Annotated in this window: 9 protein-coding genes; 6 read left to right on the forward strand and 3 right to left on the reverse strand. The window is 46.5% G+C overall.

Annotation, left to right across the window (positions count from 1 at the left end):
• Nucleotides 1-116: 116 nt before the first annotated feature.
• The 3 genes from EL633_RS01635 to EL633_RS01645 form a co-directional block, all read right to left on the reverse strand.
• Nucleotides 117-1,007, reverse strand: coding sequence for a carbohydrate ABC transporter permease (locus tag EL633_RS01635; protein ID WP_126625530.1), 891 nt, complete (start codon nucleotides 1,005-1,007; stop codon nucleotides 117-119).
• A 13-nt stretch (nucleotides 1,008-1,020) separates the two neighbouring features.
• Complete coding sequence (locus EL633_RS01640) at nucleotides 1,021-2,019, reverse strand: carbohydrate ABC transporter permease (protein WP_126625531.1); 999 nt, start codon at nucleotides 2,017-2,019, stop codon at nucleotides 1,021-1,023.
• 221 nt (nucleotides 2,020-2,240) lie between these two features.
• Entirely contained in the window at nucleotides 2,241-3,719 is a 1,479-nt protein-coding gene (locus tag EL633_RS01645; RefSeq protein ID WP_126625532.1) for an ABC transporter substrate-binding protein, read from the reverse strand.
• A 1,103-nt stretch (nucleotides 3,720-4,822) separates the two neighbouring features.
• Here EL633_RS01645 and EL633_RS01650 point away from each other — a divergent pair.
• The 6 genes from EL633_RS01650 (at nucleotide 4,823) to EL633_RS01675 (ending at nucleotide 12,242) form a co-directional block, all read left to right on the forward strand.
• Complete coding sequence (locus tag EL633_RS01650; RefSeq protein ID WP_161981859.1) at nucleotides 4,823-5,947, forward strand: substrate-binding domain-containing protein; 1,125 nt, start codon at nucleotides 4,823-4,825, stop codon at nucleotides 5,945-5,947.
• A gap of 146 nt (nucleotides 5,948-6,093) precedes the next feature.
• On the forward strand, nucleotides 6,094-7,305 hold the full coding sequence (locus EL633_RS01655) for a glycoside hydrolase 5 family protein (protein ID WP_126625534.1): 1,212 nt from the start codon (nucleotides 6,094-6,096) through the stop codon (nucleotides 7,303-7,305).
• Nucleotides 7,306-7,846: 541 nt separating this feature from the next.
• Nucleotides 7,847-9,154, forward strand: coding sequence for an ABC transporter substrate-binding protein (locus EL633_RS01660; RefSeq protein WP_126625535.1), 1,308 nt, complete (start codon nucleotides 7,847-7,849; stop codon nucleotides 9,152-9,154).
• Between the two features lie 101 nt (nucleotides 9,155-9,255).
• Nucleotides 9,256-10,194: a carbohydrate ABC transporter permease gene (locus tag EL633_RS01665; protein ID WP_126625536.1), complete on the forward strand. Its 939-nt coding sequence runs from the start codon at nucleotides 9,256-9,258 to the stop codon at nucleotides 10,192-10,194.
• Nucleotides 10,195-10,196: 2 nt separating this feature from the next.
• Nucleotides 10,197-11,057 (forward strand): carbohydrate ABC transporter permease, encoded by an 861-nt coding sequence (locus EL633_RS01670; RefSeq protein ID WP_126625537.1) that lies wholly within the window; start codon nucleotides 10,197-10,199, stop codon nucleotides 11,055-11,057.
• A gap of 3 nt (nucleotides 11,058-11,060) precedes the next feature.
• Nucleotides 11,061-12,242: an exo-beta-N-acetylmuramidase NamZ family protein gene (locus EL633_RS01675; protein ID WP_126625538.1), complete on the forward strand. Its 1,182-nt coding sequence runs from the start codon at nucleotides 11,061-11,063 to the stop codon at nucleotides 12,240-12,242.

Raw genomic sequence — 12,242 nt, forward strand, 5'->3', positions numbered from 1 at the left:
GAAGAAAAGGTAAAGACGAAAGCAGTAGCTGCTGAACACAAAAAAGTGCAGGCTGGAATGTGGAGTTCCGGCCTGCACCCGTTAGGAGGTCCCCAAGGGTCAAAGAGAAGGGTATTTTAGGCTTTAATCGCGCCTGCAACTCCATTAATGAAGTAGCGTTGTAAGAAAACAAACACAATCATGATTGGAGCCAGTGTAATCACCGATCCAGCCGTCAGATAGGTCCAGTTGGTTGAGTTCTGACCAATAAAGGCATACATGCCGACCGCCAGTGTGCGCAGTTCAGGCACACCCAGCGTAAAAACCAGCGGAATAAAGAAGCTGTTCCAGGCTCCTATAAATGTGAACAGGGCGACCGTCGCTAACATCGGACCCGCAAGCGGAAACATTACCTGCCAGAAACGCTGGTTAAAGCTTGCCCCATCTACACGGGCAGCATCCTCGAGTTCTTTATCCATCGATGAAAAGTAACCAATAAAGAGGAAAGTACTGAATACCATGCCACCTGCCGTCTGAACCAGGATGATTGAAGTCAAATTATTGAGCAATCCCAGACGTTGAATCAGGTCAAAGATTGGTAGAATGGTGTAACCATGCGGCAAAAAGAGTGTTAAAGCAATCAGCCCTAACAGTATTTTTTTGCCAGGAAATTGCGTCCTGGCGATAGCATACCCTGCCATAGTGGTAAAGAGTAACACAAACACCACAGTCAACCCCGAAACGATGACCGTATTGATAAAGTATTGCCCAAAGGACGCTTCGTTCCAGGCGGCGGGATAATTTTCGAGATGGATCGACTTCGGGAAAATATTCAGTCCTTGATCAAAAAAGTCTTGATCTGACTTAACCGAGCTTCCCAGCATCCATAAAAAAGGATAGACCCAGACCACGCCACCAGCCAGAAGGATAAGGTGCGTCAGCAACATCCCCATGCTTATACGCTGCCGCCTCCGGCGTGGCGAACGAGCATGATGGGTCGCCAGGTTATTTCGACTTATTGCGGACATAGTGTTTTCCTCTCTAGCTCAGTAATGCGCGCTGGCGATTCACATAACGCACAATCAACAGTTGGAGACCTGAGAAAACCAGCAGAATCAGGCCATAAAAGAAGGATGCCGCCGAAGCAAAACCAATATTGGGCTCTACGGCTACACGGGATGCGCCTCCAAAAGCCTGGTGGAAGATATAGGTGTTCACAACTTCCGTAGCATTGTAAGGACCACCATCAGTCAGAACTAAGACAAGGTCAAAGACCTGCAAGCTTCCCAGGATGGCCAGGATCACGATAATCAAGCCAACGGCTCGTAACATGGGGATCGTGATTGAGTAGAAGCGCGCAAAGCTATTTGCGCCATCGATAGTAGCCGCTTCATACAGCTCGGCTGGAATAGTTTGCAAACCAGCTAGAAAATACACCAGGTTATAACCCAAAGTATTCCAGATACCAACCAGAATAATAATACCCAACGCAAAGCGTGGATCGCCCAGCCAATCGATATGATCATGGGTGAGATGCAAATTTAACAGTATCTTATTCAGATCATCGCCAAAGTTGGAGAGTATCAGCTGCACAACAACACCAATTACAGCAGCTGATGTGACCACTGGAATAAAATATACCGAGCGGTAAAATGTAGCGAATTTCAGTTTCGGATTATTCAATACTAAAGCCAGGGCCAGGGCTAAAGCCAATTGAATCGGGACCAGTACAGCCGTATAAATCAGGGTATGTAAAAATGATCCCCAGAAAAAATTGTCGTGCATCACACGTACAAAATTATCTAGCCCCACATAATTTGAAGGATCTCCAATACCATTCCACTGATACAAAGTATAGCCTAAAGAAGCAAAAGTAGGATAAATCGTAAATCCCAACAACAACACCACCATCGGAGCGACATAGAGATACGACCAACTATTCGCCCGAATCTCCTGCCAGAGTGTTCGCTTTGATGATGTACGCTGGCGAGATGCTACGGGCGTATTCGAGGGGCCCGAAGGCAACGTCGGTGCTTGCATACAATCTCCTTTTCTTACACATGAGCAGATTAAGGCAGGAGGAAACGCATCAGACGGTAAGTTTCACTCCGACACAAAACCTGTGGTAAAAACATACTTAATTGAACCTGTGCGTTACGATACAATGAAAGAAAGACACGTCTTGCCACGATTTCTGCATAAGGACGGCTTCCCTGCTATCCTTATGCAGAAATCGTACAGCCTTCTACTTAAAAAACAGCTTAAGCATTTGGCTTGGTAATATATGGCTTGGTCAAATCCCAATCTGGGAATGCATAGTCATTGGGACTTACTTTAAAGCCTTTACTCTGTGCCTGCTTCACAGCATCATCTTGCGCCTTCTGCATACGACCTTGCAGATCAGACAGGGCGCCCTGGAGATTACTGATCTGGCCGGTATAGTAGCCAGCCATTACATCTCCCAGATCAGGTTTGACACCTTGCACCAGTACGTTAGAGGTTTGGGGATTACGCACTGAGACATCCGGTGCAGCAAGCGCCAGTTTAGAGGTGGCCACATATTGAGCGAAGGGCTTGAATGTGACCAGAGCAGGATCATTATTTTGCTGAAAAACTGAGAGATCCTGTCCCATGCCAACCCAGCGTTTTCCAGCTTCAGGACTATAGATCCAATTCATCCAGGCCCAGGCTTCATCAGGATGCTTGGTCTTAGCAGAGATGGCCACAAAAGTGCCGCCAGGCATAGAAGGGAAATAGCCCTTTGGCGTGGTTTCCGGGCCAATCAATGTGGTCAGTGTATAATCGGTAAATTTGTGCTGGGTCCACTCAGGCTGATTCCAGACACCACCCACAGTCATACCAAATTTGCCACGTTCAAAGTAGGCACGTGCAACTTCATCAGTCAGGCTCATGGAGTTAGGATAGAAGTAGCCTTTGGTTTTCCACTCTTTGAACAGATTCAGGAAATCGGTATAATTGCGATCGGTAGCATAGGTGTATTTTCCAGTACGCAGATCCATGCCATACGCACCACCTGGACTACCGGCTGCAAGAATGAAGGTGTGCATCCACCATACAAGCAAGCCAAAGGAACTATTACCAAAACCCAGTCCATAGGTGCCGCCACCACTTTTCTTGGTAATCGTTTCAGCGGCATGTGTCACATCATCCCAGGTCTTAGGAACCATGACACTACCATCTGCATTCACCAGGCCAGCTTTTTTAAAGACATCGTTATTGATATAGAGTTGGAGCCAGGGTGCGGTACCGCTAAGTGGTGCTGAATAGAGCTTTCCCTTAAAGATGTTACTGCCTTCATGGAAGGTACCCTCGGGAAATTTTGAGCGCCAGGAACTGTTTGCCCACTTATCAACTGGCAACAACCAACCCTGGTCCACCTGAATATTCAGGTTTGGCTTCTGTGCAATCATTGAAACATCTGGCTGATTACCGCTTTTTACGGCCAGGGCGTAGAGGTTATCAAAAGTATTGCTGGCCTGGGTGGTCTTTTTCACCTTGATACCTGGATGGGCTTGCTGAAATAACTTAATCTCATTATCAACCCATGGCGCCTGGGTCACAAACCAATCCCAGTACTTGAGAGTTACGGTAGATCCTGAAGTTCCAGCAGGACTGGTGGCTCCACAAGCGGCTAACGCACTACCAAGGGTTGCAGCCCCTGCGGTAGTAGCAGCGGTTTGCAGAAAACTACGGCGATTCATTCGCGCAAAATCACTCATCTGGTAATTGCTCCTTTGCTCATAAATAAGAACAGGACAAATACAGTTGGCCCATGAACAGATATTTCTGTATGTATGAAATCTGGCTTCTGGCAAGACTCATATCTCCGACAGCAATATCTAACAGGAAAATATATCAATCAGTCCTGAAATTGGGCCGGCAAGCGAAAAGCAAAATCACTGCCTGTTCTAGGACAGACACGTTCTGACATCACGCAAACTGCCCATATCACAGGCAAGAATGAATGAGAGTTTAAAGTAGGCGTGACAGGTTAACTTCATACCTACATGGCAAAAAGAATATACTGTATGTGTGTACCTATTGAAGTTGGCATCTCAGGGAAAAAGGACGGGAGTATAGCGTTTGGATGATAGATTGGCGCGTGCTCTGGTCGTAAAAAATATTGCAGGACATAGTTATGCTCCTTAGCACTCAGTTAACAGGTACTTCAACAATGAAGTGATGATCTGTAACGTTACCTGTTCTATCTTTTTTGTGCTTCTTATAAAAAGGTAGAACTAGAACAGACAAAAGAAAACAACGATGACTCCAGATGGTCTGCCTTTGGAGTAGTGAAGATGAGCTGTATGCAGTAGTATCCCAAATACTTACCTACCACTCGTTTAATCACTACAGGTTCCGTGCATTATCTTTTATTTTGGGCTCACTAAAGCCAAAGGTGCGTCTACCATAACCAGATATCTACCCGGATATGGCGTTGAGGAACGGTCCTGCTACGGGTAGCCATGCAAAATAGTAGTTTTCCATAAAACAATGTTCCTCAAATCATGAACACGTTTCGTTCATGTCCTAGTACAAGTATAGATAGATAGATAAATATTGTCAAGACTTTGATGACTGAATTTGGACTGTTGGATAAATAATATCCTATATTACCAGAATTACCTGCCATTTTTTAGCAGTTAAAGCCTTTTTCCTTTTGTTCGTTGCCGAATATCCTCTCCTACTATACCTATACCGGCATGGTGCAGAGATATTTAAGAAAATGCCTTGACAGTATCCAGGCTCAAACTTATAATTGTTCTAGTACAGTAAAAGCATGGAAATCGCCCACTATCCAAAAAGATTGTTGAGAATAACGTTGAAATCACAACTCAAAACTGAAACAAAGGTCGAGGTTATTTATAAGCAGTTGCGAGATTTAGCCTTCACACAGGGTCCAAGCACCAAATTACCGACAATTCGTCAACTGTGTGACCAACTGGCAACAACGCGTGTAACATTAAGTGAGGCACTAAACAAATTAGAGGCGGAACAAATTCTCTATCGCCGAGAACGGCAGGGCATTTTTGTCTCTCCCACGATCTATCACAAATCCATCGGTATTCTCTTCGATTCTTCACTGCTGGCTGGTCATGCAGCATCTCCCTTCTGGAGTATGCTCTGGATTAGTCTGGAACAGGAAGCTCAGCAGCGTTCAACCTATCGGAATGAAATTTGCACCTTCCACTTTGTGAAACCAGCCAATGACAATGGCAGCTTGTTTCCCCCCGAAATTTCAGAAATGGTTGAAGCCAGGAAGTTTCATGGCTTGCTCACCATTGGGGCTAATCTATGCGAAAACATGGACAACCAGCAACCATCAACTCCAAATGTGAGCTTTGCTGCTATCGGTCATTGGAATGTAACCCTGGATACCAGAGAATTGGGACGTTTAGCCACCATAACCCTCGTCCAACAAAACTGTAAACGCATCGGTATCTGGACGCCAGTTCTCCCTCAACCTTATACGGCCGATGAGGAGCCAATTCAAGCGATGCGCCAGGTACTCAATGAACGAAAAATCCCCTATTTCCCTGAGTTCACTCGACAATCCTATTTTCCACCATCCCAAACCTCACTCACATTACAAGAACAGGGCTATTTGCTAGCTAAAGAGGTGTTTGGTTCGTTTAATCCTGTTAAACCTGATGGTATCTTCATTGCCAATGATATGATGACCGATGGAGCCCTGGTTGCTCTAGACGAACTTGATATACAAATTGGACATGATGTGCAAATTGTGACTCATGCCAATACTGGCTCACCTATTCTATTTGGTCGTACAAAAAATATGACGGTCTATGAATTTGATCCAACCCATATTGTGCAGGCTATGTTCTCGCTACTCGATAAACTGATGATGGATCCAGACCTACCTGAAACAATGATTAGCCTGCGCCCACACTTACGGCAATTGTCTCCATTCTCAGCAACAAAAAAGTAATTCTCACAGCGTTTCCTCGCTTGATTTCGCGGTATATCACTACATATTCAATAAGTTAAATATATTTATTAACAAAAAATGGTCATAATCTATCAATAGGGTGTAAAATAATTGAATCAATCCAGAATATGAAAGGAACCCTTATAATGTTTACATTAGGTGTGAATTACTGGCCACGCAAAAAAGCAATGTACTGGTGGAAAGACTTTGAACGGGCTGAGGTTGAGCAAGAGTTTGCTGAGATCGCTGCACTCAAGTTACAGGTTGCGCGTATCTTCTTGTTCTGGGAAGATTTCCAACCTGCTCCAGACCGCATAAGTGATAAAGCACTGACCGATCTGGGAACGGTACTGGATGTGGCGCAGGAGGTAGGTATTCAAGTGATGCCTACATTCTTTACGGGCCACATGTCAGGGGCAAACTGGTGGCCAGAATGGACGTTGCTCGATACCGAAGGCGAAGTTGGACATCCCCCACGGCTCACAAATGGTGAATATACAGCCCGCATGGGCCGCGATCCTTATACTGATCCATTGCTACTTGATGCGGAATTACGTCTGGTTGCAGCTGTCTGTGGGCGTTATGGTAGCCATCCGGCCATCTATTCATGGAATTTCTCGAATGAACCAGACCTGTTCGCCATACCGAAACATATCAATGATAGTGCGAATTGGAACAGGTTGTTAAGCGCAGAGGTACGCAAATACTCGACTCGTCCCGTAAGTGCCGGTATGCATCTACCTCTGCTCACCAGTAACAATGGTTTCCAGCCTCAATTGCTGGCGCCCTACGATGATTTTCTATCTATGCATGCCTATAGTATTTACTATAGCCTGACAGAGAAAGATGAGCCATTGAATAGCGATGTGGTACCACTGGCCAACCTGATAACTGAGGCCCTGGGTGGCAAACAGGTACTCTTCGAAGAGTTTGGCTATGCCAGTTCGCCAGACGGAGATGTTTCAGAATTCATTCAGATCGAGCGAGCAGGTAAGCTAAAAACACAATATTTAGCCTCAGATGAAGCAGGCGGACGCTATTACCGAGAGGTCCTGGAGAAGTTAGCTCGCTGTGGCTCAATAGGCGCATTTGGCTGGATGTTCTCTGATTATGATCCTTCCTTATGGGAGAAACCACCATTTAAACTGAATGTACATGAACGCTTCTTTGGCCTGACACGCTATGATGGAACGGTCAAACCGTCCGGCGAAGCTATGCGCGATTTCGCACAGCTCGTCGCTGAAGGCAAGTTGCCACAAAGAACAATCGAACCACTCCAGCTCACGCCTGAAGAATGGTATCGCGATCCCCAGGGCAACTTCGACCGTCTCTTCCAACAATGGCGTGGACATATTTAGCCTGTCCTCATTTGGCACTCAAACGGTTTTACACGTGGTATCAAAAAAGCATGGGCCCTTCAGGGCCCGTGTGCGGCTAGCTGCACACTCCACGATAAGAGTGAGAAACGAGAGAAGAGTAGAATTAAGTTACACACCTCTCGCCTATTTTTTATCGAAACAATGATTGTAGCTTGACAGCATATTGAAAGTATGGCATAGTGTTAAAAATGCGGCGGTTGGTCTATACAACCTATCGACTATAACAGCTAGCATTCTTATGAGATCAGGGAAGGAGCCAGCGCCAACAAGAGAATGCGTAGATATCTCGCACAGCACACTTATTCCTCTTTCTTCGCGTATCCCTAGAGAAAAAGAGATTGATGCATCATTTACTTTTATTATAAAGAAAAAAGATGTTTCGAAATTATTTGTATTGAGGAAAAAGAGCAGAGAGCGAAAGGACGCTCCTTTGTTCGCAATGGCAACGATGCTATTGTAGCAAGATACCCTATTTACACACATGCGAGCCCCAAACATAGCACATTGAGGAGAAATAAGCATGAGTTCTGTTACACGGCGACAGTTTTTCATTGAAGGTGGCAAAGCTGTAGTGGGCGCCAGCGCCCTGGCTGCTTTCCTGGCAGCCTGTGGTGAAGCACCAGCAGGATCATCCGCCACCCAGGACATTACACTGAAGTATTGGACTCTGGGCTATCAGCCAGGTGGTGCCAATGCAACCGGCAAGCTCACCGATGCAGCTATAGCTGCCTATACGAAGAAACATGCTCATACAAATGTCAAAATCACTGGTTATACTGGCGACAATGCTGGTTTTACCAAAGTTACCCAGGCGGTCAGTGGTGGTTCTTCTTTAGACCTCTTCCGTTTCCCAGCTGATAATCTACCATTGCTAGTGAAGCAGAATCTGGTTCAGCCTATTGATGATTATTTGACAGCCGATGATAAAGCTGATCTATATCCTAATCTGCTTGATGCAATCAAATTTAATGGAAAAACATATGCCTGGCCTTTGTGGGTTCCACCCGTTGGTATGTATCTGAATCTGGATCTCTTTAAAGAGCGCGGCGTGCCTGTCCCTGATGATAACTGGACGTATGAGCAGTTCGTTGAGATTGCCCAGAAGTTGACCTTTACGCGCGCCAATGGGCAAAAGGTATATGGCTTCACAGGCGCAATCGATCCTGATCTGGTAAATACCTGGCCTATTATCATGGGCGATGGTGGCGTGCCAATCAGTACAGATAACAAGAAGTATATGTTTGATAGCCCTGAAGCAATCAGTGGATTACAGAAGTTGGCTGATCTGGCGCTGAAGTATAAGGTAACTCCCCCCGACTTCGGCACACAGTCCCCAGATGATATTGGTACTGGCTTTAGTCAGCATAAGAATTATGCTATGTATTGTGCACCTAGCGGTGATTCTGGCGGCTATGCATCTCTTGGGATGAATTTCACCGTTAAACCGATGCCGATTGGTAAACTGGGCAAACATTTGACCACCGGTGGTATCGGACTGATCGCGGTCGCTAAATCCAGCGATACCAATAAACTCAAAGCCACCATGGATCTGGCACGTTATCTAACTGGTAGCGAGGTCGCCAAGGACGTGCCGAAGTATTATTTGGCTCCCGGTGCTCGTAAATCCATTACAGTTACGGATCCGATCAATAAATTCACACCATTTGTAGAGTATACATACCTTATGCCATTGATTGCATCATGGTCCCAGGTACGTACACTGATCCACACCCATATTCAGAATGCAGTTCTGGGCAAAGAGAAACCAGAGCAGGCATTCAAGGCACCCGCCGATGAAATTAACTCCATTCTCGCCGATAACCAGTAAGATCTGGCGTTAGGAAAAGGCCGGGAGGGTTCTCTCTCCCGGTACCTTTTCACCCTCTGCTTGGAATACCGTCGTTTTAAGTCTTGATGAGGAGGATGGCCATGTCGGACGTTCAGTTAGCAGAGGCAAAAACGCGCCCTGCATACCGACCAAATACCGTTCAACGTTTCTTTAAAGAGCATGGTTGGAGCTATGCATTTGTTTTACCCAGTATGCTCTGCTTTGCTTTATTTACCCTATTCCCGGTCCTCTGGGCTTTAATTATCTCTTTTCAACAAGGAGATATTGTTGCCAATAACCAGTGGGTTGGCTTCAAAAACTATCTGCGCGCCTTTACCACCGATAGCGGCGTTTTTGTGAAAGCCATCCAGAATACGCTCTACTATACAATAATCACGGTCGTCGCCAATATGTTGATCGCGCTGGCCCTGGCTGCTTTAATCCAGGGGCGGCATAAGCATGTCAAGACCTTTTTCCTGGCAGCTTTCTATCTGCCCGCGGTAACCAGTTCGGTCGTCGTAGCGATTGTCTGGAAGTTTATCTATAATTCGGAATATGGCTTCTTAAATTATCTGATCGGCCTCGTTCATATTGCTCCTATGCGCTGGCTCTCAGATCCCAATCTTGTCCTTAATAGCATTACCCTCTCTACCGTCCTGACTATTCCTGCTACAGGTATCGTGCTGTTTAATGCCGCCATGGGCAGTATTCCACCAGAATTTTATGAGGCAGCGAAATTGGATGGTGCCGGCCCGGTGATGCGCTGGTGGCACATTACGCTCCCACTCATCAAGTCAACGACACTCTATGTAGTTGTGCTCTATACCATTGCCAGCTTCCAGGTCTTTGAAAAAGTGTTTATTCTGGTACCAAGTGGCGTTGGTAATAGCACACAGGTAATTATCACCCAGATTTATCAGAATGCCTTCCAGCAATTCCGCTATGGTATTGCGTCTGCACAGGCATTTATCTTGTTCTTGATGATTGCCGCCGTCACCGTAGTGCAGTTCCGTTTTCTTAGAAGTGATGTGGAGTATTAGTCATGGCACAACATTCAGTTCACGTGAAACGCCCAACAAGACCAGTCAAATGGTCAAGTATTCTGGCCTGGATCATTTTGATCGCGGCAGCTGTGGTGGCACTCTGGCCGATGTACTGGCTCTTTGTTACGGCTTTGACGCCAACAACATTTGCCATTAAAACACCGCCCGATCTGATTCCGTTACATGCCAGCATCGACAATTTTCAACGCCTGCTGTCACAGGCGACTGATTACTGGGCATGGGGTAAAAATAGCATTATTGTTGCCGTGACGATTACGGTTTTCCATATCTTCTTTGATACGCTGGCAGGGTATGCTTTTGCCAAGAAAAACTTTCCAGGCAAAGATTTCTTGTTCTGGCTACTGGTAGCAACAATGATGATTCCATCGTATGTGACCTTTATTCCACTGTATATAGAGACACGCAACCTGGGTCTGCTAGACAGCTTGATGGCAGTAATCCTACCAGGATTGGCTGGCGTCTTTGGTATCTTTTTGATGCGCCAGTATATCCAGACGCTTCCAACCGAACTGTTGGAGGCCGCCAGAATGGATGGTTGTGGTGAACTACGTGTCTTCTGGTATGTGATCTTGCCGCTCTCTAAACCAGCAGTAGGCGCCCTGGCGATTATGGTCTTTGTACAGCACTGGAACGACTTCTTCTGGCCACTCGTTGTCCTACAATCCAGTAGCAACTATACCCTACCCGTTGGTGTCGCTGGTCTACAGGGTGAATTTACGACTGACTTTGGTATTATTTTCGCTGGTGCTGCTCTGGCAGCGTTACCAATGGTTATCTTCTTTATGATCTTCCAACGCAACTTCTTGAGTGGTGTGCGTATGGGAGCGATTAAGGGGTAACCGGTGAGAGCGACTAAAGTACAAGTACGGACGGGGCTTGAGGTTTTTCTAGCAACTACAAGCTCCGAGTTAGCAGGACAACAAGTTGGTTTAATTACTAATGCAACGGGTGTCGATCATCACCTGCACAGCACAGTTGATCTGTTGAACGCGGATACACGCATACAACTCACCTCCCTCTTTGGACCTGAACATGGGATTCGTGGCGACGTACAGGCTGGTGTACATATCAGTGGCCAGCCTGATCCACGCACTGGCCTGCCCATGTTTAGCCTGTATGGCAAGTCACGGCGTCCAGCCAGCGACATGCTGGCTGGATTGGATGCGTTGATCTACGACATACAGGATCTAGGGACGCGTTATTCCACGTATATCGCAACTATGGTCTATGCTCAGGAGGCGGCGGCTGAGGCAGGATTAACCTTTGTAGTTTTTGATCGCCCCAATCCCATTGGAGGTAGTGCTCCAGCTGGCAATCTGCTAAAGTCCGACTTCTCATCCTTTATTGGTATCCATCCAATACCGATACAACACGGCCTGACTACAGGTGAACTGGCTCGTTTGATTGCTACCGAGCGCGGCTGGCCAGCACCACTTGTTGTACCGATGCATGGCTGGCAGCGTAACCTCTGGTTTGATGAGACCGACCTGCCCTGGGTACAACCCACACCAAATCTCCCTACCCTGGACTCACTGACCCTCTATCCAGGTACCTGCTTGTTTGAAGGAACCCGTTATTCCGAGGGTCGTGGCACCACACGGCCATTTGAACTGATTGGTGCACCAGATCTTGATTCATTTGAACTTGTGGCTGAACTGGAAAACCGAACTATTCCTGGCGCTATCTTCCGCCCAGTCTACTTTACACCCACCTTTTCCAAGTATGCACAGCAAACCTGCGGCGGTGTGCAGATTCATATTAGCGATCGCCAGGCACTACACCCAGTCGCGGTTGGCTTGCATCTACTGCATGCTGTACGTACTGTTTCATCTGTTTCTCTTGATTGGCTACAAATGGCCGATGGCCGCTACTTCATTGATTTGCTAGCCGGTAGCGATCAATTACGCCTGGCATTGGATGCTGGCGATGAAGTAGCTGAGATACTCACAAACTGGGAAGCCGAGCGAGCTACGTTTCAAGAGCGCAGACGTTCGTGCTTGCTCTACAAAGATGAGGAGGAATAA

It is taken from the genome of Dictyobacter alpinus (assembly GCF_003967575.1).
Taxonomy (GTDB): domain Bacteria; phylum Chloroflexota; class Ktedonobacteria; order Ktedonobacterales; family Ktedonobacteraceae; genus Dictyobacter; species Dictyobacter alpinus.